26 protein-coding genes are annotated in these 26,362 nt (G+C 31.7%); 21 read left to right on the top strand and 5 right to left on the bottom strand.

The features are described 5' to 3' along the window. Nucleotides 1–13: 13 nt before the first annotated feature. Nucleotides 14–1,771, bottom strand: coding sequence for an ABC transporter ATP-binding protein (locus tag D1816_RS09805; protein WP_118502582.1), 1,758 nt, complete (start codon nucleotides 1,769–1,771; stop codon nucleotides 14–16). 141 nt (nucleotides 1,772–1,912) lie between these two features. Here D1816_RS09805 and D1816_RS09800 point away from each other — a divergent pair, with 141 nt between their 5' ends. The 4 genes from D1816_RS09800 (at nucleotide 1,913) to yajC (ending at nucleotide 4,985) form a co-directional block, all read left to right on the top strand. After that, nucleotides 1,913–3,019 carry a Glu/Leu/Phe/Val dehydrogenase gene (locus D1816_RS09800; protein WP_066319162.1) on the top strand — a complete coding sequence of 369 codons (1,107 nt, stop codon included), beginning with the start codon at nucleotides 1,913–1,915 and terminating at the stop codon, nucleotides 3,017–3,019. Between the two features lie 224 nt (nucleotides 3,020–3,243). Then, nucleotides 3,244–4,155, top strand: coding sequence for a transcription antitermination factor NusB (gene nusB, locus D1816_RS09795; RefSeq protein WP_066319164.1), 912 nt, complete (start codon nucleotides 3,244–3,246; stop codon nucleotides 4,153–4,155). Between the two features lie 49 nt (nucleotides 4,156–4,204). Then, nucleotides 4,205–4,684 (top strand): DUF1573 domain-containing protein, encoded by a 480-nt coding sequence (locus tag D1816_RS09790; RefSeq protein ID WP_066319167.1) that lies wholly within the window; start codon nucleotides 4,205–4,207, stop codon nucleotides 4,682–4,684. 4 nt (nucleotides 4,685–4,688) lie between these two features. Then, complete coding sequence (gene yajC / locus D1816_RS09785) at nucleotides 4,689–4,985, top strand: preprotein translocase subunit YajC (protein ID WP_066319169.1); 297 nt, start codon at nucleotides 4,689–4,691, stop codon at nucleotides 4,983–4,985. A 71-nt stretch (nucleotides 4,986–5,056) separates the two neighbouring features. On the opposite strand, the gene D1816_RS09780 is transcribed toward yajC, so the two are convergent. Together D1816_RS09780 and pepT are read right to left on the bottom strand one after the other, a co-directional pair. Beyond that, nucleotides 5,057–5,608 (bottom strand): hypothetical protein, encoded by a 552-nt coding sequence (locus D1816_RS09780; RefSeq protein WP_118502580.1) that lies wholly within the window; start codon nucleotides 5,606–5,608, stop codon nucleotides 5,057–5,059. 177 nt (nucleotides 5,609–5,785) lie between these two features. Next, nucleotides 5,786–7,027: a peptidase T gene (gene pepT / locus D1816_RS09775; protein ID WP_118502578.1), complete on the bottom strand. Its 1,242-nt coding sequence runs from the start codon at nucleotides 7,025–7,027 to the stop codon at nucleotides 5,786–5,788. Between the two features lie 94 nt (nucleotides 7,028–7,121). On the opposite strand from pepT, the gene D1816_RS09770 reads away from it, so the two are divergent. Together D1816_RS09770 and D1816_RS09765 are read left to right on the top strand one after the other, a co-directional pair. Next, a complete protein-coding gene (locus D1816_RS09770; RefSeq protein ID WP_118502576.1) occupies nucleotides 7,122–8,147 on the top strand; it encodes a quinone-dependent dihydroorotate dehydrogenase in 1,026 nt (341 codons plus the stop codon). A 4-nt stretch (nucleotides 8,148–8,151) separates the two neighbouring features. Continuing rightward, complete coding sequence (locus tag D1816_RS09765; RefSeq protein ID WP_118502574.1) at nucleotides 8,152–8,778, top strand: LysE family translocator; 627 nt, start codon at nucleotides 8,152–8,154, stop codon at nucleotides 8,776–8,778. 59 nt (nucleotides 8,779–8,837) lie between these two features. Here D1816_RS09765 and D1816_RS09760 read toward each other — a convergent pair whose 3' ends face one another. Together D1816_RS09760 and D1816_RS09755 are read right to left on the bottom strand one after the other, a co-directional pair. Next, entirely contained in the window at nucleotides 8,838–9,005 is a 168-nt protein-coding gene (locus D1816_RS09760; RefSeq protein ID WP_158597706.1) for a hypothetical protein, read from the bottom strand. Between the two features lie 174 nt (nucleotides 9,006–9,179). After that, on the bottom strand, nucleotides 9,180–9,917 hold the full coding sequence (locus D1816_RS09755; RefSeq protein WP_118502570.1) for a LytTR family DNA-binding domain-containing protein: 738 nt from the start codon (nucleotides 9,915–9,917) through the stop codon (nucleotides 9,180–9,182). 57 nt (nucleotides 9,918–9,974) lie between these two features. Between D1816_RS09755 and D1816_RS09750 the strand changes: the two genes are divergently transcribed. The 15 genes from D1816_RS09750 (at nucleotide 9,975) to D1816_RS09680 (ending at nucleotide 26,348) form a co-directional block, all read left to right on the top strand. Then, a complete protein-coding gene (locus D1816_RS09750) occupies nucleotides 9,975–11,912 on the top strand; it encodes a histidine kinase (protein WP_118502568.1) in 1,938 nt (645 codons plus the stop codon). Nucleotides 11,913–12,052: 140 nt separating this feature from the next. Beyond that, entirely contained in the window at nucleotides 12,053–12,919 is an 867-nt protein-coding gene (locus D1816_RS09745) for a hydroxymethylglutaryl-CoA lyase (RefSeq protein ID WP_118502566.1), read from the top strand. A gap of 17 nt (nucleotides 12,920–12,936) precedes the next feature. Continuing rightward, on the top strand, nucleotides 12,937–13,395 hold the full coding sequence (locus D1816_RS09740) for a heme-binding domain-containing protein (RefSeq protein ID WP_066319189.1): 459 nt from the start codon (nucleotides 12,937–12,939) through the stop codon (nucleotides 13,393–13,395). Between the two features lie 130 nt (nucleotides 13,396–13,525). After that, nucleotides 13,526–14,767 carry a DUF4856 domain-containing protein gene (locus tag D1816_RS09735; RefSeq protein WP_066319190.1) on the top strand — a complete coding sequence of 414 codons (1,242 nt, stop codon included), beginning with the start codon at nucleotides 13,526–13,528 and terminating at the stop codon, nucleotides 14,765–14,767. Nucleotides 14,768–14,871: 104 nt separating this feature from the next. Then, a complete protein-coding gene (locus D1816_RS09730) occupies nucleotides 14,872–15,990 on the top strand; it encodes an imelysin family protein (RefSeq protein ID WP_118502564.1) in 1,119 nt (372 codons plus the stop codon). A gap of 18 nt (nucleotides 15,991–16,008) precedes the next feature. Continuing rightward, the gene (locus tag D1816_RS09725) at nucleotides 16,009–17,367 is read left to right on the top strand and encodes an HTTM domain-containing protein (protein ID WP_118502562.1); all 1,359 of its coding nucleotides are present in this window, start codon (nucleotides 16,009–16,011) and stop codon (nucleotides 17,365–17,367) included. Next, nucleotides 17,348–19,816 carry a TonB-dependent receptor domain-containing protein gene (locus tag D1816_RS09720; RefSeq protein WP_066319205.1) on the top strand — a complete coding sequence of 823 codons (2,469 nt, stop codon included), beginning with the start codon at nucleotides 17,348–17,350 and terminating at the stop codon, nucleotides 19,814–19,816. The genes D1816_RS09725 and D1816_RS09720 overlap by 20 nt, the downstream gene beginning before the upstream one ends. Before the next feature lie 94 nt (nucleotides 19,817–19,910). Continuing rightward, nucleotides 19,911–20,423 (top strand): PAS domain-containing protein, encoded by a 513-nt coding sequence (locus D1816_RS09715; RefSeq protein ID WP_118502560.1) that lies wholly within the window; start codon nucleotides 19,911–19,913, stop codon nucleotides 20,421–20,423. 199 nt (nucleotides 20,424–20,622) lie between these two features. Beyond that, the gene (locus D1816_RS09710; RefSeq protein WP_066319209.1) at nucleotides 20,623–21,126 is read left to right on the top strand and encodes a ferritin; all 504 of its coding nucleotides are present in this window, start codon (nucleotides 20,623–20,625) and stop codon (nucleotides 21,124–21,126) included. Nucleotides 21,127–21,664: 538 nt separating this feature from the next. Next, nucleotides 21,665–21,874 carry a DUF4266 domain-containing protein gene (locus tag D1816_RS09705; protein ID WP_066319211.1) on the top strand — a complete coding sequence of 70 codons (210 nt, stop codon included), beginning with the start codon at nucleotides 21,665–21,667 and terminating at the stop codon, nucleotides 21,872–21,874. A 54-nt stretch (nucleotides 21,875–21,928) separates the two neighbouring features. After that, nucleotides 21,929–23,182 carry a DUF3570 domain-containing protein gene (locus D1816_RS09700; RefSeq protein ID WP_118502558.1) on the top strand — a complete coding sequence of 418 codons (1,254 nt, stop codon included), beginning with the start codon at nucleotides 21,929–21,931 and terminating at the stop codon, nucleotides 23,180–23,182. A gap of 159 nt (nucleotides 23,183–23,341) precedes the next feature. Next, on the top strand, nucleotides 23,342–24,187 hold the full coding sequence (locus tag D1816_RS09695; RefSeq protein ID WP_118502556.1) for a methylated-DNA--[protein]-cysteine S-methyltransferase: 846 nt from the start codon (nucleotides 23,342–23,344) through the stop codon (nucleotides 24,185–24,187). A gap of 347 nt (nucleotides 24,188–24,534) precedes the next feature. Next, nucleotides 24,535–25,353, top strand: coding sequence for a PD40 domain-containing protein (locus tag D1816_RS09690; protein WP_118502554.1), 819 nt, complete (start codon nucleotides 24,535–24,537; stop codon nucleotides 25,351–25,353). A gap of 11 nt (nucleotides 25,354–25,364) precedes the next feature. Further along, the gene (locus D1816_RS09685) at nucleotides 25,365–25,901 is read left to right on the top strand and encodes a DinB family protein (protein ID WP_066319225.1); all 537 of its coding nucleotides are present in this window, start codon (nucleotides 25,365–25,367) and stop codon (nucleotides 25,899–25,901) included. Nucleotides 25,902–26,006: 105 nt separating this feature from the next. Beyond that, complete coding sequence (locus D1816_RS09680) at nucleotides 26,007–26,348, top strand: YciI family protein (RefSeq protein ID WP_118502553.1); 342 nt, start codon at nucleotides 26,007–26,009, stop codon at nucleotides 26,346–26,348. Nucleotides 26,349–26,362 lie beyond the last annotated feature (14 nt).

Genomic DNA, 26,362 nt, shown 5'->3' with positions numbered 1-26,362 from the left:
GCACAAAAAAAACTCATATTTCTTTTTCGCTTAGCTGTTTTAAATAGAGCTCTTTATAATAACCGTCGATCTTTAATAGCTGATTATGAGTGCCTTGCTGGATTATTTTCCCATTTTCTAAAACAATTATTTTATCAGCATTTTTGGTTGTCGATACCCTGTGACTTACGATAAAAGTGGTTTTATCCTTAGAAATTTTGTTAATATTCTGTAATATTTCTTCTTCAGTTTCGGTATCAACAGCAGATAAACAGTCGTCGAAAAGTAAAATAGAAGGGTTTTTAATGATTGCTCTTGCAATAGATACTCTTTGTTTTTGACCTCCAGAAAGTGTAATACCACGTTCCCCCAAAACAGTTTCATATTTGGCTTTAAAACCAATTATATTTTTATGGACTACAGCATCTTTTGCTGCTTGGTAAACCTCGTCATCAGTTGCGTTTTCTTTCCCAAACTTTATATTATTTCTAATACTATCACTAAATAAAAAAGCATCTTGTGGTACATATCCTATACGCTCTCTAATATCAGTAAGATTTAGATCTCTAATAGGAATTCCATCGATTCTAATCTCACCAGAAGAAACATCGTATAATCGACCAATTAAATCTAAAATTGTAGATTTTCCGGATCCTGTTTTACCAACTACACCTATAGTTTCTCCGTTTTTTATTTCAAAACTAACATTGTCTAAAGCAGTTATATTTGTGTCATCATAAATAAAAGAAACATTGTCAAAGCTAATATTTCCTTGAATAGGAGTGTTTTTAGTAACTGTATTTGTTATTTCGGGTTCTTGACTTAGGAATTCATTAATACGGGATTGAGAGGCTTCGGCTTGCTGTATAATAGAGCTTACCCAACCAACTGTAGCCACGGGCCAAGTTAACATATTAACATAAAGAATAAATTGCACAATAATACCAACATCTTTTATGGTACCATCTAGGTATTGCTGGCCACCGATGTATATTACTAAAATATTACTGAAACCAATAAGTAATACCATTAATGGAAAAAAAAGTGCCTGTACTTTGGCTAGATCAAGATTCTTATCTCTACTTGTATTTGATAATTCGGTAAAGTTGTCATGAGTTTGCGTTTCAATTCCATAAGCCTTAATAACAGTAATGCCACTAAAGGATTCTTGAGTAAATGTGGTTAATTTGGATAAGAATTCTTGTACAACTGTACTGCGTTTATGTATCGCTACACTTAATTTGTAAATAGAAACAGATAATATGGGTAGTGGAGCTACGGTGTATAATGTGAGTTCTGGAGCTATACTAATCATATAACCAATAACCACTACAAATAGCGTTAATGTATTTACACTATACATAATTGCGGGACCAACATACATACGTACTCTAGAAACATCTTCACTTATTCTATTCATAAGATCCCCAGTACGATTTTTTTTGTAAAAATTTAGAGATAATTTTTCGTAATGTTGAAATACCTCATTTTTTAAATCAAATTCTATGAATCTTGAAACTACTATAAAAGTTTGTCGCATTAAAAAAGTGAAAAATGCTGATATTAAAACAGATCCAAAAATAAGGAGTATATTAAAAATAAGTCCGCTTTTTACTTCATCTAAGCTCGAAACTTCATTGTTTAGATATTGTTGGACTACATCCACAGATTTGCCGACAAATGAGGGGACCAAAGTAGCAAAAACCCTAGCAATAATAGTAATTACTAGTCCAATTAAAAGTCGGTATTTATATTTTAAGAAATATTTGTTTAAATGGCGTAATGCACGCATAAAATATTAGAGTTTAAAGGCTTTTTTGTTAGTAAATTCGTAAAGTTTAACAGCTATTAATTTGAAATCCATAAAAATGTGCTATTTTAGCATCCTGATTTTGAATATAATATAATTTATAACATTTAATTTTTCCAATATATGATAACTGAAGTGTTTACTGCAAATCAATTAAAAAAAGAAGCTCCCGTATTTGGTCAACTATCTTTTGATAACCATGAACAAGTTGTTTTTTGTCAAGACAAAGATACAGGATTGAAGGCAATAATTGGTGTGCATAACACAATTTTAGGACCTGCCTTAGGAGGTACTAGAATGTATGATTATAAAACAGAGTGGGATGCACTTAATGATGTTTTAAGGTTATCACGCGGGATGACGTATAAAGCGGCAATCACAGGATTAAATCTTGGTGGAGGTAAAGCAGTGATTATAGGAGATCCTAAGAAACTTAAAACTCCTGAGTTAATGAAACGTTTTGGGAAATTTGTACATACTCTTGGAGGTAAGTATTATACTGCAGAAGATGTAGGAATGGAAACTTCTGATATGGATACAGTAAGAGAAGTTACTCCTTACGTTACTGGTATTTCAGAATCTAAAGGAGGAGCAGGAAACCCTTCTCCTGTAACGGCATATGGAGTATATATGGGAATGAAAGCTGCTACAAAATTTACTTATGGTAGTGATGCTCTTGCCGGAAAAAAGATTTTGGTACAAGGTATAGGACATGTGGGAGAAGAGCTAGTGCGATTAGCTTCTGAAGAAGGAGCAAATGTGATAATTAGTGATATTAATGAAGAAAGATTAAATGCTGTAAGTACAAAATATGGAGTTGATATTTATAGAGGAAATGATTTATATGCAGAAACTGCAGATATTTACGCTCCTTGTGCTCTAGGTGCTACCGTAAATGATGAAACAATCAATAAGTTAAACGTAAAAGTAATTGCGGGAGCTGCAAATAATCAGCTTGCAAATGAAGATATTCATGGAGCGTTATTACAAAAGAAAGGAATTGTTTATGCTCCTGATTTTTTAATTAATGCAGGAGGGATAATCAATGTATATGCTGAAATAGAAGGATATGGTAGAGATCAGATTACTTCTAAAACAGAAAATATATTTGATACTACACTAGATATTCTAAATAAGGCTAAAGCAACTAGTACGACTACAAACGAAGCAGCGATTAGTATTGCCGAAGATAGAATAGCAGCACGTAAGAAAGAGAATGCCGCATCTTAAAAAACTATTCCTATCTATCTCAATTTTAGGTTCATTATAGAAGAGGTAGATAGGATATTTTTTAAATAAGAAATGGGGATATAAAAAAAGAACTTTTAGGGTAGTCAGATTAAAAATAATAGTATTTTTGCCAAACGAAAGAATACCATACTTTCAGTTGTTTTTAATATAAAGTTCTTTGTAAATAGGCTATGTTAACCCGAAGGCATATTAGAGTAAAAGTAATGCAGTCCCTCTATTCGATGGAGCAGACGCAAAGTGACAATCTTGATAAAGAAGAAAAATTTCTTCTATTTAGTATCGATCAGATGTATGATCTGTTTCTAATCAATCTTCAACTTTTAGTAGAGATTAAGGAGCATGCAGCAGAATTTCTAGAGATTAGTCAAAAAAAATATTTAGCTACTTCAGAAGAAAAAGATCCCAATACAAAATTTATAAAAAACGAGGTTTTACTATTATTAGAAAATAATGTACAGCTCAAAGCAGAAATTGAAAACAGAAAGTTAAACTGCTGGCAGCTAGATGATGAGTACGTTAAAATATTATGGAAAGAGATTAAAGAAAGTACTTTGTATACCGAATATATGAGTACTAAACTAAGCTCTTTTAGAGAAGATAAAGATTTTGTGATTGAGATATTTAAAGAAATCATTGCACCAAATGAGAAACTTTATGAATATATAGAGGATAAAAAACTCACTTGGGTAGATGATTTACCACTTATTAATACGGCAATTATAAAAATGCTAAGAAAAAGTAAATCATCTCATGACGAGCATAAATCTTTACCAAAGCTGTATAAAGATGTTGATGATAAAAAATTCGCAATAGATATTTTTAGAAAAACGGTACTTAATGCAACTACCTTTGCAAAAGAAATCGATGGTAAGACCCCAAATTGGGATCAAGATCGAATTGCAGAGTTGGACAAAGCAATTATTAAAATGGCAATTTGTGAGTTTGTTAAGTTTCCGTCGATACCCATAAAAGTAACAATTAACGAATATTTAGAAATCGCTAAAGAATATAGTACTCCAAAAAGTAGTATTTTTATAAATGGTATTCTAGACAAGATTTCAAAAGAATATCAAGAAAGTGGTAAACTAAATAAAGTAGGACGAGGACTTTTGTAGTCCAAAAAAAATAGTATTTTTAACCCTTATATAATTAAAAACCCAAGTAATGAAAAAAGGAATCTTAATTTTGGCCGGAATTTTTGCTATGACATTTGTGTCTTGTAAAGATGATGCTACAAAGAAAGTTAACGAAGAAAACGTTGAAATAGCTGCAGAACGTGATGCAAAAAATACAGATTTTCCTGTAATGACTTTTGCTGAAACTGAGCACGATTTCGGTACAATAAATGAAGGAGATGTAGTAGAACATAAATTTACATTCACTAATACAGGTAAAGCGCCATTAGTAATCGTTAATGCAAAAGGAAGTTGTGGTTGTACTGTTCCTCAATGGACAAAAGAGCCAGTTGCACCAGGAGCTACAGGAGAGATGTTAGTTAAATTTAACTCTAATGGAAAACCTAATCAGCAAACTAAGCAAGTAACTATTACTACGAATACTGAAGCTGGAAAAGAAGTTATTAAAATTAAAGCTTTAGTTACTCCAAAAGCAAAACCTGTGAGTGGAACTCCAGTAAGTGAATAATTTTATGGAAGGATTCGGAGGACAGTTACCTTTTATACTTTTAATATTTGTAGTGATGTATTTTTTTATGATACGACCACAAATGCAAAAGGCCAAAAAGGAAAAGAAATTTGCTGAAGAGCTTAAAAAAGGAGATCGCGTTGTTACTAAAAGTGGTCTGCACGGAAAAGTTTTTGACTTTAGCGAAAAAAATAATGCAGTTGTTATTGAAACAGGTTCAGGTAAGTTAACATTTGATAAATCTGCCATTTCTTTAGAAATGAGTCAGAAATTAAATGCACCACCTGCAGAAAAGAAGTAAGAATTTGCACATCATAAAAAAGCGCGATATTAATTTTAATATCGCGCTTTTATTTTATATTAAATTCTTTTTTAGAAAAAGCGATATCCAATTAATACGCCACCTCTAAAAAAACCTTCATTGTTGCTTTCATCAAGAAGATAACGACCTCCTCCAAGACTTACTTCAAATACGAAACCATTGTCACTTACCCATTTTTGACCGACGACTAATCCTACTCCAATATCAAACCAATTTCCTTCATTGGTAGTATTGTTCACTGGTGTTGGAGAATTGAAATCGTTCGTTTCTACTTCTCCACCTGCAAAACGTAAAAGCCCTTCTACAAACATCCCTCGAGCACCAAAGTCTTTTTTATTTAAGAAATACTGTCTGTAATAAGGGGAAATGCTATACGCTTGGTATTCTTTATAATCATTATCTAGACTAACACTAGCGGCTATACCAGCACCAGAGTACTTGTTTAATATATATTCGTAATTAATTTCTAGGTTAGGTATTGCTAATATTTCTAGGGCATCTAATCTAAATTCATGTTTATTCTCGTTTCTTACTATGTTTTCTTCCTGCGCATATGATAAAGAAAAGATAAGAGTTGCAATTACTGTAAAAATTTTTTTCATTATAAAATTGTTTTAGGTGCTTTTAAAAAACGCTTTTTTTGCGAGTCATATTTCTAAAACAAATCAAAATGAAAAGACCCTACCTAATTATCTAAATTATGATCAAAATATAAATAATTAGATAGGGAATGATATAGTTTGTTTTTTAACAAGATCAATTCATGTTTTAAAACTAGTCTAGAACTTTTTAGTTGGAATAAGCTGTGCAATCTTAATAATAACTTTAGCAGCACTGATCATGCTTTCTACGGGGACATACTCATAACGCCCATGAAAATTATGACCTCCAGCAAAAATATTTGGACATGGTAAGCCCATAAAACTTAATTGCGAACCGTCTGTTCCACCTCGAATAGGTTTAATAATCGGTTTGATATTAAGGGCCTTCATAGCTTCTTCGGCAATATCAACTATATGCATTACAGGTTCTACCTTTTCGCGCATATTATAATATTGATCTTTTATGGTTACCTCTATAACTTCTTGTTGACGTTGAGCATTGATTTCTGAAGCCAATTTTTTCATTACTTCTTTTCTAGCTTCAAAATGTTCTTTGTCGTGATCCCTAATAATATAGTGTAACTGAGTCTCTTCGACATCTCCTTTAATAGTATGTAAATGGAAAAAACCTTCTCGACCAGAAGTGTGTTCTGGTGTCTCTAATCTTGGTAAAGAATTGATGAATTCCTGAGCAATATACATACTATTGATCATTTTCCCTTTGGCATATCCAGGATGTACAATTTTTCCTTTTACAGTAACTACTGCTCCCGCAGCATTAAAATTTTCATATTCTAGCTCGCCAATTTCACTACCATCCATAGTGTACGCCCAATCAGCTCCAAATTTTGAAACATCAAACTTATGAGCTCCACGACCTATTTCTTCATCGGGCGTAAAACCAACACGAATTTTACCATGCTTAATTTCAGGATGTTGTACAAGGTACTCCATAGCACTAACTATTTCAGTAATTCCTGCTTTATCATCGGCACCTAAAAGTGTTGTGCCGTCTGTAGTAATTAGCGTCTGCCCTTTATATAGCTTTAAGTCTTCAAAATAATCTGGAGAAAGAACAATATTTTCAGCAGCATTTAGCATGATATCTTTACCGTCATAATTTTCTATGATCTGCGGTTTTACGTTTGCTCCCGTAAAATCCGGACTTGTGTCAAAATGCGATATAAAACCAATTGTAGGTACTTCTTGATCTATGTTAGATGGGAGTGTAGCCATTATATAAGCATTTTCATCAATGGTAACCTCTTCAAGACCTATGTCCTTTAATTCTTTTGCTAATTTATTGGCCAAATCCCATTGTTTTTCTGAACTGGGAGTAGTGTTACTTTCAGGATCACTTTCTGTATCAATGGTAACATAACTTATAAAGCGATTGATGATGTGTTGTTTTGAGATCATAATAGATAAGAGTTTTATATATCTTCAGCATTCAAAAATACATTTTTATTAGAACCTCTTATCACTTATTTTTGCGCAAACAAAATCAAGCTTAATGTATACGTATTTTTTACGCCCTATTTTATTTAAATATGATCCAGAGAAGATTCATCATTTTACATTTAGAATGATACGGTTTTTATCTAAAATACCTTTAATGTCTTCGGTATTTAGAGGGATGTATGTTGTTGAAGATCCAAGACTCGAAAGAGAAGTGTTTGGATTAAAGTTTAAGAATCCTGTTGGGCTTGCTGCCGGTTTCGATAAAGATGCCAAGCTGTTTAATGAGCTGCATAATTTTGGTTTTGGTTTTATCGAAATAGGTACTTTGACGCCTAAATCTCAAGATGGTAATCCAAAAAAAAGACTATTTAGATTAAAAGATGATAGTGGTATTATTAATCGAATGGGTTTTAATAACGGTGGGGTAGAGGATGCAGTAGTTCGATTAAAGAATAATAAAGGAGTCTTGATCGGAGGTAATATAGGAAAGAACAAAGTTACCCCAAATGAGAATGCCGTAGAAGATTATAAAATTTGCTTTGATGCTCTTTTTGATTATGTTGATTATTTCGTAGTGAACGTCAGTTCGCCAAACACTCCTAATTTAAGGGAGCTGCAGGACAAAGAACCGCTTACGATGCTCTTGAATACGTTGCAATCTAAAAATCAAGAAAAAGTATCACAAAAACCAATTTTGTTAAAAATAGCTCCAGACTTAACAGATGAGCAGTTATTAGATATTATAGCTATTGTTAAGGATACTAAGATAGCAGGAATCATTGCCACGAATACTACGATTTCTAGAGAGGGATTAAGGTCAAATCGTGATTTAGTAAACGAAAAAGGAGGTTTAAGTGGTAAGCCATTAACATCTAGATCAACAGAAGTAATTCGTTTCTTATCACAAAAAAGTAATAACGCTTTTCCGATTATAGGTGTCGGCGGAATACATAGTGCAAAAGATGCTCTTGAAAAATTAGAAGCTGGTGCTAGCTTAATTCAATTGTATACCGGCTTTATTTATGAAGGGCCCAAATTGATTAAAGATATTAATAAAGCGTTGTTAAGATCAAAGTAACCGTATGGATTATGATGTTTTGTATACCTTTATGATTACAACAGCTATCTTATCCATATCACCCGGACCGGATAATATATTTGTATTAATGCAAAGTGTTATTAACGGAAAGAAATACGGATTGGCTACTGTTGCTGGATTAATGTCAGGATGCTTGATTCATACAACATTAGTTGCTTTTGGGGTTTCAATACTGATTAAACAGAGTGACACGTTATTTTTTATAATTAAGTTGTTTGGAGCATTGTATTTATTCTTTTTAGCTTATAAAGTATTTAGGAGTGATGCTTCGGTAAATTTATCAGAAACAGGTATACCAAAAAAAACTTTAGGGCAACTGTTTCGACAAGGATTTGTGATGAATGTATTAAATCCTAAAGTCTCTATTTTCTTTTTAGCATTTTTTCCTGGTTTTCTATTTAGTGAATCTTTAAGTAATGTTTTACAATTTTATATACTAGGTTTCCTTTTTATACTGGTTTCATTTTTAATTTTTGGAAGTATTGCAGTCATGTCAGGAGCTATATCAGAATACTTAAAAAAAAGTGCGAAGATTGGGGTTGTTTTAAAATGGCTTCAGATTATAGTATTTATTGGAATTGCAATTTTTATTCTTCTTTCTGAAAAATAAAAAATAGACTGTCTTAATTTTAAGAGAGTCTATTTTTTTTCTAATAAGAAAGATTTCTTTTAAGCTTTATCGTCTTCGCTTTCATCTTCTTTGCAATGAGGGTAATATTCTGCAGTTAAAGGGTTGCATGGGCCTCCGTCATAAGCAATAATTCCTCCTTTAAGAGTTGTCAATTCTTTTCTTTTTAATTCTTTTGTTCCTTCTAAGTTTAAAATGCCTTTTAACATAATATATATATATTGAAAATTAGATTGTTTGTGATCCTTTAAAGACATTCACAATTATGTCTATCATGACCTTACTATCAATGGTAAGATGCTATTCAAAATTAGAGTGAATTCTGGGAAATAAATTAAAGAATAAATAGGTGGAAAGAATTTTAAGATAAGCGTATAGAGATATTATTTAAGTGTTTCTAAGAGATAAGACAATTGCTCCCTATTTCTAAAAGCAACTTGAATTTTATCTCCATTGGTCAAAATAATCGTTTCTTTCCTAAAAATAGAATCAATATGAGAGGTGTTTATGAGACAAGAGCGATTTACTCTAAAAAAACCACGACTAGACAGTAATTTGTCATAATGCTTCAAGATATTGTTTGCTAAGATTTCTTTTTTGTCTTTTAAGACTATGGTTGTATAGTTACCTTCAGCCTTACATAAAATTATTTCTTCTAGATATACGGATTTATGGTATTGACCACTTTGTATAAGAATTTTTGAGTTCTGCTCTCGTATAAATTCTTGAAAGTGAACGTATTTACTTTGATTACTATGTCTAGACTTAACTTGTATATATCTGCTGATTACTTTTTCAAGAAGTATAGGGTCAATTGGTTTTAACAAATAGTTAAAAGCAAAATGCTCCATAGCTTTTTCATAATAACTATCATATGCGGTAATAAAGATAACCTCAAAGCCTTTAGAATGTACAGCATCAAGAATTTCAAAGCCTATGCCATCATCTAAATGTATATCTAGAAAAACCAATTCTGGAGAAGAAGAAGAAATAAGAGAAATACCTTCTTTAACAGTTGTTGCCGAACCTACAATATTTAATTCTAAGACATTTTTTTTTAGAAGTTTAGAGAGGTAATTTGATGCATCTTTATCATTTTCAATAATAACAACATTAATCATAAAAATAAATGTAAATTCGAGCACTAAATTTATATCTACCACACAAATAATACAACATTGAAACAACTTTTTTTTATTTTAGTTTTGATACTTACAAGTTTTGATTCTTATTCCCAGGAAATACTTTCTCAACATACTATTGATACTATTTCTTTTGCCAAAACTAATCGACCATACATTAGTAAGATTAAATATAGTCTGAACAAGGATAAATCTCTTAAGGGATGGACAAAGTATTATACCTTTAAAAGCTATGTACATTTATTTAAGCTTGAAAATGATTCTGCATTGTCAAATGCTCATAAAGCTATTAAAGCGTATGAATCATTAGAACAGGGGCATCCGGGAGCAGATGGTATAGCGCATAAAGCATATTACATTAAAGGTTTACGAGAGTATTTTGCAACAAGACCACTTACCGCTTTACAGACGCTTTATAGAGGGTTAGAACTCACATCTCAGTATCCAGAATCACCCGACAAAAAATCATGGCGATTTTATATTTTAGAAAGAATATCTTATATCCATATAGATTTAGGAGATATAGACCTGGCATTGAGAGCAAGAAAAGAAGCTTTTAGAGATTCAATATGGGCTAATTATAGATTTGAGGTAATTAATAATAGGTTAGATATTGGTTATTTGTATAAACACAAAAAGAAGTATGATTCTGCAAAAGTGCATTTTAACGAAGCTTTAAGAATGTATAAGGATACCATATTACTTGATAATGATAATTATGATAAAGACGTTTTTTTTATAAATCAAGTTAGAGCACTGGATGCTCTGGGCGATATTGCTTTGTACCAAAATCAAAAAGATTCGGCATATAATAATTTTTCAAAAGCAAATAAAATTTTTTTAGATAAAGAATTGATCAATTCTGATTTGTTGTCTAGTAAGTCTAAATTAAGCCCACTAACTAGTTATGGTTATATGCTTTTTTATCAAGATAACCTTAATGAGTCTGAAACCGTATTGAACAGGGTTCGAGATTCTCTGAGAAAAAAATATAATTATACTAGAGATGAAAGGAATTTGTATATAAGAGTTTGTGATTTTTTGAATAAGGTGTATTTTAAACAAGGAGCACACGAAAAAAGCACATCTATCCTAAGCGAACTGAATGAATATCTAATAACATATCATGAAAAAAGTATAGCTAAGCAACTGCAACTATATGCTTCTGAATTTGAATTAAAAGAAAAAGATGCTTCTATCTCTAAGCTAGAAAAAATAACCACACAACAAAAAACTATTATTAAACAAAGGAATATCATCAATTGGGTCATTATCGGATTGTTTCTTTCATTTCTAATATTAGGCGTTGTATTGTTCAGGCAAAATAAATTAAAAAGTAAATATAAAACTACAATTTTAGAACAACGTTTACTTCGTTCACAGCTTAATCCACACTTTTTGTTCAATTCATTGGGTACAATTGTTTCCTTAACCTCAAACGAATCTAAAAATGTAATACCGTATACTTTAAAATTGAGTAATCTATTACGATCCATATTAGAAAACTCTAGAGAAGAGTTTGTTTCTTTAGAAGAAGAAATACAGACGGTGAAGGATTATTTAGAGCTGCAATCTAATTTTTCTCAAAAATTTAATCATGTAGTAGAAATTGACCCAGAGTTGAATGTTCAGAATATTTTGGTGCCTCCAATGTTTATACAACCATTTGTAGAAAATGCTATTGAACATGGTATTGCTGCTATCACAAATGGTAAAATAATATTAAAATTCATTATGGATGATAATAAAAAGCTAATAAAAAGTAGTATCATAGATAATGGGATTGGTTATACTAAAGGCCAAGAAATTAAGGATAAAAACTCTGGATATGAATCACTATCAGGTTCCATCTTAAAAGATAGATTTAAAATATATTCAAGGTCTTTTAAAGTTAATGCAAGGTTTGAGGTTCTTGAGGATACCGATAATAAAGGGTCTAGAGTTGATGTTTATCTACCATATATTTTGGAATGATTTTAAAAACACTTTTAATGAGGGCTTATTAACGCATTATCTTCTTATTTAATCAAGAAGTATAGCTATTTTCTGAAATTTTAAAAAATAATCATACTTTTATAGTCAAAATTGAATTTCTTCTAGTTTGTAGTGCTAAAATGACCGAAAAAATAAAAATAATTGAATGTCCGAGAGATGCTATGCAGGGCATAAAAGAATTTATTCCTACAGAAAAAAAGGTGCAGTATATTCAATCTTTACTTCGTTGTGGTTTTGATACCATAGATTTTGGAAGTTTTGTTTCACCCAAAGCTATCCCACAGATGGTTGATACTGCGGCAGTATTGGGACAATTAGATCTGTCTGATACAGTTAGTAAATTATTAGCGATTATTGCTAATGTTAGAGGTGCTAATGATGCTGCACAGCATCCTGAAATAGATTATTTAGGATACCCTTTTTCAATTTCAGAAAATTTTCAAATGCGTAATACTCATAAAACGATAGCGCAATCTGTAGAAACATTGCAAGAGATTCTTAATATCGCCGATAAGGCAAATAAAAAAGTTGTAGCTTATCTTTCTATGGGGTTTGGTAATCCTTATGGTGATCCTTGGGATGTAGAGATTGTAGGAGAGTGGACAGAAAGGTTAAGTAAAATGGGAGTAAAAATTCTTTCTTTATCTGATACGGTTGGATCATCAACACCAGAGATAATAGATTATTTGTTTGCTAATCTCATTTCAAAATATCCCGAAATTGAATTTGGAGCACATCTGCATACTACGCCTACCTCTTGGTTTGAAAAAGTAGATGCGGCGTATAAAGCAGGTTGTAGAAGGTTTGATGGAGCTATCCAAGGATTTGGAGGATGCCCAATGGCAAAAGATGAATTAACCGGTAATATGCCAACAGAGCGTATGGTCTCTTATTTTACAACTGTTAAAGCAGACAGCAATGTAAGACCGTTAAGTTTTGAATCTTCATATAACGAGGCAACTAAAATATTTTCTCAATATCACTAAACAAATTATTCTTCAACATGAAAAAAATTACTAAAATTATAGCAATATCCGCATTAATTGTGTTGGTTATCATGCAATTTATTAGACCAGACAAAAATGAATCAGGATATGAATCTGTTGCCTTTTTTGAAGCGGATACTAAGCCTAGCGAGGAGCTTAAAACTATATTAAGAAATAATTGTTATGATTGTCATAGTAACCAAACTAAATACCCTTGGTATGCAGAGATTGCTCCTGTGTCTTATTGGTTGGATGATCATATTGAAGAAGGAACAGAGCATTTTAACGTATCTGATTGGGAGAGTTATTCTATAAAGAAAAGAGACCATAAGCTAGAAGAGTTAATAGAAGAAGTTGATGAAGGAGAAATGCCATTGGCTTCGTACACTTGGCTTCATGGTAACTTAGATGCGCAACAAAAAGAATTATTATTAAGTTGGGTAAAAGAATTAAGAACAAAATATACTGCAAATTAAGGTAGTCAAGATTATCTTAATGTTAATTTAGTTAAGTTTATTTAGATTTATTACAAATAAAGTTTGTCAATTATAATTTGATGAATATATTTGCACGCATATTATCAATAATAAGTCTAAATAAAAAGTAATGAAAATTAATAGTCTTTTAAAAGCAACATACTTACTAGGAACCTTTGCCATAATTTCATGTTCATCAGACGATGATAGTAATCCGCCTGTTGATCAGATTAGCGAGCCGGCTACATATGTTTTTGATCGTAATGGCGAAAGCACAGTTAGTTTTAGCGGGCAAACTACCCGTATCGCAATGGCCGAAGTAATTATTAGTAAGCTAAAAGATAATACGCAAATAAATGCAGAAGCAGTTTTAGATGCAATGTTTGATCATAAAGAAGGTGTTGCTGACTTTGAAGATACTGATTTAAATGCATCAGATAAAAGTGTTAGAAGTAAAACCGCCGCTTCAAGAGATTTTTTCTTCACTAATGCAACTGAATCAGCTGCAGTTAAAATGGATTTTGATGGTTGGATAAAAAGCCAGGTAGATGATGTATTTCCTAATTGGTCTGCCCCTGCATCAGCCGGTGTTGCTGGTGAACTTCAAGAAGCAGGAGGAGGATCTAAAAGATACGTTAACGCAAAAGGTTTAGAGTTAAATCAAGCTTTTGCTAAAGGTTTAATAGGAGCCCTGATGGCTGATCAAGCATTAAATAACTACTTAGGGAAGCTTGTTTTAGATGAAGCAGAAAATAGAGCAAATAATGATAATGAAGTTGTAGCAGATGGTAAGAACTATACAACTATGGAGCATAAATGGGATGAAGCCTATGGTTATTTATATGGAGCATCTGTAGATACGGCTAATCCAAATCCGACAATTGGAGATGATGATAGCTTTTTAAATAAGTATATCGGTAGAGTAGAAGGAGATGCTGATTTTAAAGGTATCGCAGAAAAAATATACAAAGCATTTAAATTAGGTAGAGCGGCAATTGTAGCTAAAAAATATGATGTTAGAGATGAACAAGCTGCTATAATTCGAGAAGAATTATCTAAAGTAATTGCAATTAGAGCGGTATACTACTTACAACAAGGGAAGAACGCTCTAGAAGCATCGACTATTGATTATGCAAGTGCTTTTCATGATCTTTCTGAAGGATACGGGTTTATCTATAGTCTTCAGTTTACAAGAAGATCAGATAGTGCGGCTCCTTACTTTACAAGAACAGAAGTACAAGGCTTTATAGATCAATTAATGAGCGGAACCAATGGGTTATGGGATGTAACTCCAGCGACATTACAATCTATTTCAGAAACTATTGCTGCTAAATTCAGTTTTACTGTAGCCGAAGCAGGAAGTACAAATTAAGATTTTATTATATAAAATTTTTAAAAAAAAGAGAAAGAAATCGTAAATGATTCTTTTCTCTTTTTTACATTTGCAAAAATTTATTAAGAATAAATAAAAATAAGATGAAGAAGATATTGTTTTTAATCACTACTGTCATATTTTTTGCAGTAAGTTGTTCATCTGGAGATGATAACGAAACAGGCGCAAGTACAGATACTTTTAATAGACAGGCATTGTTAGAAAATATTGCTGACAATATAGCAATACCAGCATATCAAAATTTAGCAAATGATATAGAAGTATTAAAAACAGCAGCTTCGACTTTTGTTGCAATCCCTAATGAATCAAATTTACAGAGTATAAGGACAGCTTGGTTAAATTCTTATATTTCTTGGCAATCTGTAAGTGTATTTGAAATAGGAAAAGCAGAAGAGCTTTCTTTTAGAAATTTTATGAATGTCTTTCCTGTTAGTGCAAGTGAAATAGAAGCAAATATAACATCCGGTACTTACGACCTTAATGCTGTTTCTAAGGATAATGAGCAAGGATTTGGGGCACTAGATTATTTACTTAATGGATTGTCTGATTCTAACACCGAAATTATAGCATTTTATGTTAGTAATACGAATGCAGATGCTTACAAGAAATACTTGACAGATGTAGTAGACCGAATGAATGATCTTACGACACAAGTTTTAACAGATTGGACTAGTGGTTATAGAGATACATTTGTAAGTAGCAATGGCTCTTCTGCTACTAGCTCATTAGATAAGTTGGTAAATGACTATGTTTTTCACTATGAGAAACATTTAAGAGCTGGTAAAATAGGAATCCCAGCAGGAGTATTTTCGGGGTCAGTACTAGAAGATAGGGTTGAAGCTTTTTATAAAGGTGATGTTTCCAAAACTTTATTTAATGCCAATCTTACAGCGATGCAAGACCTTTTTAATGGTAAGCATTTTGGTAAAAATACTTCGGGAGAAAGTTTTAAAACATATCTCGATTTTCTGAATACAATAAAAGAAGGAGAAGATTTAAGCACACTTATTAATAATCAGTTTGAATCGGCAAGAAGTACAGGAACAGGTTTGAGTGATGATTTTTCTGCTCAAGTTCGAACAAATAATAGTTTAATGACTCAAACGTATGATGAGCTCCAAAAAAATGTAGTGCTTTTAAAGGTAGATATGGTTCAGGCAATGTCTGTAAGAATCACCTTTATCGACGCCGACGGAGATTAAATGGTTATAAAAGTATAGATGAATTTTAACCTTTCGCAATATTTTAAAAAGAATACAGAGACTGCACCACTTGCAGTCTTTCGTATTTTTTTTGGAATAATGATGTTATTAAGTATTGTGCGTTTTTGGAGCTATGGGTGGATAGAAACGTTGTATATAAAACCTAAGTTTTTCTTTTCGTATTATGGATTTGAATGGATACGACCTTTGGGTATTTATACATATTTAATCTTCATAATATGCGCTATTTCGGCACTTATGGTTGCTTTAGGTTTTAAGTACAGAATAAGTATAATTATTTTCTTTCTTAGTTTTACGTATATCGAGTTGATGGATAAGACAACTTATCTTAATCATTATTATTTTATAAGTGTACTAAGTTTTTTGATGATCTTTTTACCTGCTAATGCCTATTATGCCTTAGATGCAAGAAAAAGGAAATCCTTTAAGTATATCCCTGTCTGGACAATTGATAGTGTTAAATTACTACTAGGAATTGTATATTTCTATGCAGGTTTAGCAAAACTTAATTCGGATTGGTTGGTCAAAGCTATGCCTCTTAAAATTTGGCTTCCTTCAAATTATGATTTACCTGTTTTAGGTGACTTGATGCAACAAGAATGGGTTCATTATCTATTTAGTTATACAGGGGCGATATATGATCTTACCATACCATTTTTATTATTGTTCAGAAAAACTAGAAATTTTGCATTCATTATGGTAGTGGTTTTTCATGTGTTAACAAGAATTTTGTTTCCGATAGGTATGTTTCCTTATATCATGATCATTAGTACATTAATATTTTTTGATTCAAAAGTTCATTATAAAATTTTAGCAATAATTTCCAAGGTATTGAAGATAAATCAAACGCAATTTGATACAAATCGAATACTAACGTTTAAGCCTAAAAAAGATAAAATTCTCATTGGTATTATTACTGTACTTTTTACAATTCAATTACTTTTGCCGTTTAGATATTTATTATATCCGGGAGAGTTATTTTGGACAGAAGAAGGATACAGATTTTCCTGGAGAGTAATGCTAATGGAAAAAGCAGGGTATGCTAATTTTAAGATTGTTGATAGTAAAACGGGGAAAAGGTTTTATGTAGATAATAATGATTTTCTTACCGCTTTTCAAGAAAAACAAATGGCAACACAACCTGATTTTATTTTACAATATGCACATTACCTTAAAAAACATTTTGAAAATAGGGGACATCAAAATGTACAAGTGTTTGTAGAGAGTTACGTGGCACTTAATGGTAGGTTGAGCAGTCAATATATTGATCCAGAAACGGATTTAGGAAAACAAAAAGAGACATTTAAACATAAAACATGGATTATTCCATTTAAAGATGAGATTAAGGGATTATAAGATTTTTGTAGTAGTAGTGTTACTTGCTACTTCTGCTTTTGGGCAATATCAGTTTACAGGAATAGTAGTAGATCAAAATGATAAGCCGATTACTAACGCAGAGGTATATAATCGTAATACAGGAGAGCAAACGATTACCAATACCAAAGGACAGTTTGAATTTAATGATTTAGAATCAGGAGATTATTTAATAACAATTTTTAGCTTTGATTTTGAGATTTTAGAACAACAGATAAAAATAGAAGGCAATACATCAAAGAATTTTGTCTTAGCTCCTCTTGGAGAAGCACTTTCTGAAGTAGTGATTAAGCAGCGAAGAAATCGTATCTATGGCTTAAAGCAGTTAAAACCAGTAGAGGGAACTGCTATTTATGCCGGTAAAAAAAGTGAAGTCGTCCTGTTAGAGAATACCTTAGGTAATTTAGCCTCAAATAATGCAAGACAGATTTATGCTCAAGTTGCAGGATTGAATATCTATGAAAATAGTGTTGGTGGATTGCAATTAAACATAGGCGGTAGAGGTTTAGACCCAAATCGTACTGCAAACTTTAATACACGTCAAAATGGATATGATATTAGTGCAGATGTTTTAGGATACCCAGAAAGCTATTATACTCCGCCAGCAGAAGCCTTAAGTGAGATACAAGTAGTCAGAGGGGCGGCATCTTTACAATATGGTACTCAATTTGGGGGGTTAATTAACTTTAAGATGAAACAACCCAATCCAAATAAAAAGATCGAATTAGTATCACGACAAACCCTAGGGTCATTTAATTTGTTTACTAGTTTTAATAGTTTAGGTGGAACAATTGGTAAGTTTAGTTATTACACTTATTTTAATTATAAATCAGGAGATGGTTTTAGACCAAATTCAGATTTTGACTCTAAAAATTACTATGTGCATTTGGGATATCAGATTTCTGACAGAACCAAACTAACAGGAGAATTTACATATTTAGACTATTTAGCCAAACAACCGGGAGGGCTTACTGATACACAATTTGATACAGATCCGGATTTTAGTAACCGAACTAGAAACTGGTTTGAGGTAGATTGGAAATTATTTTCATTAAAATTAGAGCATGAATTTTCTGAAAAAACTGATTTTAGTTTAAATCTTTTTGGATTGGATGCCTCAAGAAGAGCTCTTGGATTTAGAGGAGTAGCCACTAACCTAAATTCAAATGCAATTACAGCTGTTGATGAAGTTGATGTTAATGGTAATTTTGTAAATCCCCGAGATCTTATTATTGGAAATTTTAAAAACTGGGGAGCAGAAGCAAGATTGCTAAGTCGTTATAATTTAATAGGTAAAGAATCAGTCTTTTTAATTGGCTCTAAATTTTATAAGGCCAACAACGGAGCAATACAAGGGCCGGGTAGTACTGGGACTGATGCAGATTTTAACCTACAAACAGAAAGCTTTCCTGATTATCCAAATCAATCTACTTTTGATTTTCCTAATCTTAATGTAGCAGTGTTTGGAGAGAATATCTTTAATATAACAGATAAACTTTCAATAACCCCAGGGATTAGATTTGAATATATAAAGACAGAAACCGATGGTGTTTTTAATAATGTAGTATTTGATAATGCAGGAAACCCAATAAGTAATACAAATGAAAGAGATGATGAGACTTTTGAAAGATCTTTTGTGTTACTAGGTATAGGTTCTAGTTATAAAATAAACAATACCATCGAATCTTATATTAATGTATCTCAAAATTATAGATCAGTTACATTCAATGATATAAGAATTGTAAATCCAACTTTTGTGATTCGTCCTGATATATCCGATGAAGAAGGGTTTACTGCAGATTTTGGAATAAGAGGAAAAATTAATAATGTATTAACGTATGATACAAGCCTTTTTGGATTGTGGTATGACGATAGGATAGGTGAGGTTTTTAATGATAGAGCAGAAAGAGTTCGAGGAAATATAGGAGATGCTGTAATTTATGGTTTAGAAAGTTATGTAAATTGGAATATCGGGAATACATTTTTTCCCGAGAACACCAATTACGTATTGAATACTTTTGTTAACCTAGCAGTAACAGATTCTGAATATACAAGATCAGAAGAACAAATAGTAGGTAATAAAGTTGAGTTTATCCCATTAATTAATTTAAAAACAGGAATCGGATTTGGTTATAAAAATTTTCTAGGAAATGTTCAATTCACACGTTTGTCAGAACAATTCACTGAAGTTACTAATGCCGATAGAGCACCTGTGGGTAGTAGAGAAGAAGGTACTTTGGGTAAAATTCCTGCATATTCAATAGTAGATGTTTCATTGTCGTACACCTATAAAAGATTTAAACTAGAAACAGGAGTTAATAACCTTTTAGATGAAAGTTATTTTACCCAAAGGGCAACTGGTTATCCTGGCCCAGGGATTATACCTTCGGCACCGATATCATGGTATACTACCCTACAATTTAAATGGTAAAAGGCAAAATTTAACCTTTGTTTAATCAAAGAATTAACTTTTGTTCAATCATGAATCGCGTTTTAATTATATACTTTTGAGCAAAATCACACTTATGAAAGAGTTAAGAGGGTATGACGAGATGATGTCGGGATATTATGAAAAAATGTCTAATCATATGTTGCCATTATTATCATGGGAGTTTTATGGTGAGCATCATGCAAGTCTAGAGAATTTTAAAGATGATCTAAGTGCTCTTAATAAACTTACTAAAAATTGGATGTTTGAGGCCGATTATCAAAACGAACTTATTGATAAGCAATCTGTGATCGTGGTCACAAGTCCTAGTCTTGAGATAGTTTATGCTTCTAAAAACATGAAAAAGATGAATGGCTATGATCCTAAAGAGGTAATAGGAAATTCTCCGAAAATGTTTCAAGGTACCAATACATGTTCTGTAACATCTGCAAAAGTAAGAGATGCTATTAATAATGAAAAACCTTTTGAAGTTTCAATTCTTAACTATAGAAAAGATAATACTACATACAAGTGTTTGATTAAAGGGTATCCTGTTCGAGATAAGAAAGGAAAACTTGTTAATTATATCGCTTTTGAGAAAGCTGCATAAAAATATATTCAGAAATAAATACCTTACTTTTTCTTAATCACTTTTCATTCAGGTTAAAACTAATTTGGCGTGAGTAGTAATTAAACAAATTACGGTTATATAGTCTGATTTTAAATTACGCAAAACCTACATACTCAATATTTAAAACGCTAGAAAATGCTTACTTTAGTTATACACAAATAATTGAAGTTAATTATATATGATACCAGAAATTGAAAAATTATTAAATGAACAAATAACATATGAAGCAAAAGCTTCTGCACAATATCTTTCTATGGCCTGTTGGGCAGATGTAAATGGATACAATGGTGTAGCAGATTTCTTTTACACGCAATCTGAAGAAGAACGTGTGCATATGACCAAGTTAGTAAAGTTTATTAACGAACGAAGCGGAATAGCGGTTATACCTGCAATAGATAAGCCAAGAGATGATTTTAAAACGTTAATGGAGCTTTTTGAAACCTTTTTAGATAGCGAGGAATTTGTTACGGCCCGCATTAACAATATAATTTATGAATGTCTTCAACATAAAGATTATAATGTTCATAATTTTATGCAATGGTATGTTGCTGAACAGTTAGAAGAAGAGGCAACTGCACGCACATTATTAGATAAATTAAAGATCATAGGAGACGATAAATCGGGTCATTACTTATTCGATAGAGATATTAATACTTTTCAAATAGAAGACTCAGCTAAGTAGTTGTTAATAAGTTGATAAAGAAAAAATAGAGATTCCTTTTATAGGAATCTTTTTTTGTTATTTTTGCGCTTTATTTAGATTTAATAAAAATTAATAAATAGTGCAAAGTTTAGAAACCCCATCATTATATTCTCCATGTGCAGTTTTAAATTGTGAAATTGCTTGTGGTGGTAAGAAAAAGAAATGCTGTAAAAAGTATAAAAAGAAAGGTAAGTCCAACTGTAAAAGATGTCCTAAACTTTAAACCAGACAATATCTTTTTCAGTATTCAAAGAATGATTACTATAATTTCTCTCTTGGTAATCACATTCTTAACTACTTCAATTAATCTTTAGTAATAGAATTATAGTTTTCTATATAAATCTATATAGTAATCATTGTACTAGACATTTGTTTATATAGTTTTTAAAGTATAGATTTATTAAAATACTACATAATAACAGTAAATCCCTTTTCATATCGTGTAAGGAATGGCGTTTTTTTAGAACTAATGATGGACTGTTTTATGTCATTCGACATTATAAATAAAACAAAATACATGAATAAGCTGATTATAATTTTTATTCTGTTACTTTCTTCGACCTCGTGCGTGGCCGTAAAGGAATATGAGAAAGTTGCACTTAACGATCCTGATATGGAACTATCCTTGAAGAAAATCGATCGTTTCGAAACTAATTTTCAAGCGTATAGAGAGGCAGCAGCAGGAGCTAATGGTGGTAAAACTGGTGGTGGTTGCGGGTGTAACTAAAATAACTCTTTGAAAATAACAAGGTATAGCTAAACTTAAATAAGAAAAGCACTTTTGAAAAAACGATTCACATTAGTCTTACTGTTAATATCTATTTTTACAGTAGCACAAGAAAAAGATAAAAACACCTCAGAGGCGTATAAAAAAAGAGTATTAGAGTCAACAGAAATAGATTTTCTAACAAGTTATTACACTCAAGATGGTGATAATGCTGCAGTAACCGGAGGAAGAGGTACAGAAGAGCTTACAGATTTTACTCCAACAGTAGTGGTATCGATTCCTTTAAATGATGATGATGTATTAACTATTGATGCAAGTGTATCTGCTTATACGTCTGCATCTTCGAGTAATGTGGATCCTTTTGATGGAGACCCAAATGTAGATGCTAGCCCTTTTATAGCTTCTTCTGGAGCTTCTAGAAATGATGTGCTAACTACTGTAAGTGTCAATTATAGCCATAGTAGTGATGATCGCAATAAGATATGGTCTGCAAATGCAGCCGTTGCAAATGAATACGATTATTTTTCTATTGGTTTTGGAGGTAGTTATACTATGTTGTTTAATGAAAAAAACACCGAATTTAGTGTAAAAGCAAATGTATTTTTAGATACATGGAATGCTATTTATCCAACAGAATTACGAGATGATAATAACTTTATTCCATTTGATGATGAGTCTCGAAATTCATACTCCTTAGGACTTGGTTTTTCACAAATATTGTCAAAAAAATTACAAGGTTCTTTATCTGTTGATGTGATTCGACAAGATGGATTATTATCAACACCATTTCAGCGTGTACAATTTGCAGATGTTGTAGATAGAGTAGTTCAACAGTTTACATTAGGTGATGATGTGGAAAGGTTACCAGATACTCGATTTAAGATTGCAGCAGGAGGGCGATTACATTATTATCTAAATGAGATTGTTGCTATACGTACATTTTATAGGTATTATACAGATGATTGGGGTATTAATTCTCATACCGCAAATATAGAAGTACCTATAAAAATTACGGATAAGTTTACATTGTACCCGAGTTATCGTTTTTATACGCAAACAGCCGCAGATTATTTTGCACCTTTTAATCAGCATTTATCGACACAACAGTTGTATACATCCGATTATGATTTATCCGATTTTAATGCTAATCAATATGGTTTTGGAATAAGTTATACAGATATTTTTGCAAAGTTTCATATTTGGAAATTTGGATTGAAAAATATAGATTTTCGATTTAGACAATATGAGCGTAATACAGGGCTTAAAGCGAGTTTGTTTTCAGGAGGAGTTAGTTTTATTATGGATTAGTTAGATTAACTAATCTAAAATGTAATAAGAGTATAAGTATTTGATATAGCCTTTCTGAAATTACACATGTCCAACCAAAAAAAGCAATATTCAGCAAGTTTTGGGTTTTATAACTATTTTGTAAATAATACTTTTATGTTGTTTTAAAAGTATATAAAGATGGTTAAGCAACATAATGTGCAGTATGATCGTATTGCAGAGGCAATAATGTATATCAAACAGAACTTTAAAGATCAACCCAATCTTGAAGATATAGCAGAAAAAGTACACGTTAGCCCGTTTTATTTCCAAAGACTTTTTAAGGATTGGGTAGGATTAAGCCCAAAAAAATTTCTACAATTTACTAGTGTAGAATATGCAAAAGAAATACTTAAAGATCAAGAAGCTACGTTGTTTGATGTAGCTTATAAAACAGGATTATCTGGTACAGGTAGACTTCATGATCTTTTTATAAAAATCGAAGGAATGACTCCAGGAGAATATAAAAAAGGAGCCCAAAACCTAGAGATTAAATATAGTTATGCTCATAGTTTATTTGGCGAAATCTTAGTAGCATCAACATCAAAAGGAGTTTGTTATATGTCCTTTGTGGATAATCAAGAACAAGCATTTGAAGAACTTAAATTAAATTTTCCTAATGCTAGTTTTAAATCAGTTATTGATCACTTTCAACAAAATGCACTATCACTTTTTACAAATGATTGGAGTAAATTAGAGCAAATCAAACTACATCTTAAAGGAACAGATTTTCAGCTAAAAGTATGGAATGCACTACTTAAAATACCACAAGGTGGATTAATTACATATGGCGGTATTGCGAAATATATTGATAAACCAAAAGCATCTAGAGCAGTAGGAACGGCCATAGGTAACAACCCAATTGCTTTTTTGATTCCATGTCATCGGGTAATACAGGCTACAGGAAACCTTGGGCAATATCATTGGGGCAGTGTTCGGAAAACAGCAATGATAGGGTGGGAAGCTGCGCAAATACACCAGGATTAACCAAGACTCCCACCGTGTATTGTGTCAATTTTATTGACAGATCAAAAAAAGGGAGAAATCTTATAAAGATATTCCCCCTTTACCATTTACGTTAATAGATAAGTTATGGGCAATTTTCTTATATAACGCTTTAGGTAAAAAATACCCTACCTCTTTTTAGAAAAAAAATAGTTTGTGCTATTCTGATGACCTAAGGATTAAGTTTTTTTTATGAATATGATCAAAATGTTTTGCTACTTTAGGTTGTTATCATTCATCAATAAAAAAAATCAAAATGAAATTAGTATTTGTTTTCTTGTTATTTATGGCCTTTACTATAAAAAACAACGCTCAAGAATCTCTTGTGTATGTTAAATCAAAAAGCACCTTCAACGACTCCAGAAATTTTTGCACCTGATATTATATCTAAGCAAAAGGAGTACGAATTTGGTTCAGTATTTTCAAAAGATGGTACTGAATTTTTTTATGGAGTCGATATTAATGGTAAATCAGAAATTCGATATACCAAATTAGATGGGGACTCGTGGATAACCCCAAAAACGATAATTGTTCATGAGAATTATGGATTTAATGATCCATTTCTGACTCCTGATGAAAACAGGTTATACTATATATCTAATATGCCCTTAAGCGGTGTAGGAGATGGTAAGGACTATGATATTTGGTATTCAACAAAAAATCCTGAAGGTTGGTCAAAACCTAAAAATGCAGGAAAAAATATAAATACAAATTTTAATGAGTATTATATATCATTTACGCAACAAGGAACAATGTATTTTAGTTCTAATAAAGAGGCAGCAAAAGATAATAATGGTGATTTTGACATTTATGCCTCTAAAAATGAAGATGGTTTATTTCAAAAACCATCAAAATTACCAGAAGCAATAAATACAAAAGCATATGAAGCAGATGTATTTGTTGCATCAGATGAATCTTATGTTATTTTTTGCGCTACACGAAAGGAAGGCCTGGGAAGAGGAGATTTATATATCAGTTTTAAAAACGATGATGGAAGTTGGACAAAGTCTAAGAATATGGGAGAACCAATTAATACTTCAGGTCATGAATTATGCCCATTTGTGACTAAAGATGGAAAATATTTTTTCTATACTAGCAAAAAAGATATTTATTGGGTAGATGCCAAAATCTTAGAACAATATCGATAAATGAATGCCTAATGAATAATCTTATTACATTTCCTGATAGCACTGAATACCCATCATATGCAGAAATGTATATGAATTATGTAAAAAGAGATGGAACACTAATACGACAATTTGAAGATAATTTAGAGTCTACAAAGAAGTTTATTTCTGAATTGCGCAAGGAGTCTTTAGATGTTAAGTATAGGCCTGATAAATGGACATTAAAGGAGGTGTTAGTGCATATTATCGATGATGAACGCATTTATGCGTACAGAGCATTGTGTTTTGCAAGAAACGATAAAACTTGTTTTCCTGGATTTGAAGAAACAGAGTATGCCAAGCATTCTGACGCTCACTTAAGATCATTAAATAGTATAATTGAAGAATACGTAGCAGTAAGAAAAGCAACAATTACTTTGTTTAAAGGGTTTTCTGAACGAGCGTTATTAAGAATTGGCAGAGCTAACGAAAATAATACAAGTGTAAGAGCATTGGGCTATCATATAGTAGGGCATGAATTACACCATATACAAATAATAAGAGATCGATATTTATCTCAATTTACGTAAGTTGTTATCTGTAGAATTATTTATTTTTTGAATAGATGTCCAAATATTTTAAATTGATTCGTCATAGTATTGTAAAAAATAAATAAACCATTAAAAAACAATCACATGAAAGAATTTATGTTCCTTTTTAGAGGAGACGACGACGTTTGGGATTCAAAATCACCAGAAGAACAACAAGAGCATATGCAGCATTGGGAAAAATGGATCGGGGAAATGGCTGAACAAGGTAAATTTGTAAGCGGGGAACGATTATTATCAAAAGGAAACACTGTATTAGATAATGGTAAGATAATGGATCGTCCTATGACTGAGGGTAAAGAATTAGTTGGGGGGTATCTTAGGGTAAAAGCAGAATCACTATCAGAAGCAACAGAAATGGCAAAAGGATGTCCAGGTTTTGAATGGGAAGGCGGAGCTGTAGAGGTTCGTGAAGTTTGGCCTGAGTAATCATCTTTAAAAAT

Source organism: Aquimarina sp. AD10, from assembly GCF_003443715.1.
GTDB classification, from domain to species: domain Bacteria; phylum Bacteroidota; class Bacteroidia; order Flavobacteriales; family Flavobacteriaceae; genus Aquimarina; species Aquimarina aggregata.
This window is presented reverse-complemented; position numbering and strand designations above follow the sequence as displayed.

Coding starts and splice junctions, on each gene's coding strand:
- D1816_RS09705 (WP_066319211.1), top strand. CDS start 21,665: ATGAATAAGCTGATTATAATTTTTATTCTGTTACTTTCTTCGACCTCG.
- D1816_RS09680 (WP_118502553.1), top strand. CDS start 26,007: ATGAAAGAATTTATGTTCCTTTTTAGAGGAGACGACGACGTTTGGGAT.
- D1816_RS09780 (WP_118502580.1), bottom strand. CDS start 5,608: ATGAAAAAAATTTTTACAGTAATTGCAACTCTTATCTTTTCTTTATCA.
- pepT (WP_118502578.1), bottom strand. CDS start 7,027: ATGATCTCAAAACAACACATCATCAATCGCTTTATAAGTTATGTTACC.
- nusB (WP_066319164.1), top strand. CDS start 3,244: ATGCAGTCCCTCTATTCGATGGAGCAGACGCAAAGTGACAATCTTGAT.
- yajC (WP_066319169.1), top strand. CDS start 4,689: ATGGAAGGATTCGGAGGACAGTTACCTTTTATACTTTTAATATTTGTA.
- D1816_RS09695 (WP_118502556.1), top strand. CDS start 23,342: ATGGTTAAGCAACATAATGTGCAGTATGATCGTATTGCAGAGGCAATA.
- D1816_RS09805 (WP_118502582.1), bottom strand. CDS start 1,771: ATGCGTGCATTACGCCATTTAAACAAATATTTCTTAAAATATAAATAC.
- D1816_RS09715 (WP_118502560.1), top strand. CDS start 19,911: ATGAAAGAGTTAAGAGGGTATGACGAGATGATGTCGGGATATTATGAA.
- D1816_RS09690 (WP_118502554.1), top strand. CDS start 24,535: ATGTTAAATCAAAAAGCACCTTCAACGACTCCAGAAATTTTTGCACCT.
- D1816_RS09755 (WP_118502570.1), bottom strand. CDS start 9,917: ATGATTAATGTTGTTATTATTGAAAATGATAAAGATGCATCAAATTAC.
- D1816_RS09720 (WP_066319205.1), top strand. CDS start 17,348: ATGAGATTAAGGGATTATAAGATTTTTGTAGTAGTAGTGTTACTTGCT.
- D1816_RS09710 (WP_066319209.1), top strand. CDS start 20,623: ATGATACCAGAAATTGAAAAATTATTAAATGAACAAATAACATATGAA.
- D1816_RS09735 (WP_066319190.1), top strand. CDS start 13,526: ATGAAAATTAATAGTCTTTTAAAAGCAACATACTTACTAGGAACCTTT.
- D1816_RS09725 (WP_118502562.1), top strand. CDS start 16,009: ATGAATTTTAACCTTTCGCAATATTTTAAAAAGAATACAGAGACTGCA.
- D1816_RS09770 (WP_118502576.1), top strand. CDS start 7,122: ATGTATACGTATTTTTTACGCCCTATTTTATTTAAATATGATCCAGAG.
- D1816_RS09760 (WP_158597706.1), bottom strand. CDS start 9,005: ATGTTAAAAGGCATTTTAAACTTAGAAGGAACAAAAGAATTAAAAAGA.
- D1816_RS09730 (WP_118502564.1), top strand. CDS start 14,872: ATGAAGAAGATATTGTTTTTAATCACTACTGTCATATTTTTTGCAGTA.
- D1816_RS09745 (WP_118502566.1), top strand. CDS start 12,053: ATGACCGAAAAAATAAAAATAATTGAATGTCCGAGAGATGCTATGCAG.
- D1816_RS09800 (WP_066319162.1), top strand. CDS start 1,913: ATGATAACTGAAGTGTTTACTGCAAATCAATTAAAAAAAGAAGCTCCC.
- D1816_RS09765 (WP_118502574.1), top strand. CDS start 8,152: ATGGATTATGATGTTTTGTATACCTTTATGATTACAACAGCTATCTTA.
- D1816_RS09790 (WP_066319167.1), top strand. CDS start 4,205: ATGAAAAAAGGAATCTTAATTTTGGCCGGAATTTTTGCTATGACATTT.
- D1816_RS09685 (WP_066319225.1), top strand. CDS start 25,365: ATGAATAATCTTATTACATTTCCTGATAGCACTGAATACCCATCATAT.
- D1816_RS09740 (WP_066319189.1), top strand. CDS start 12,937: ATGAAAAAAATTACTAAAATTATAGCAATATCCGCATTAATTGTGTTG.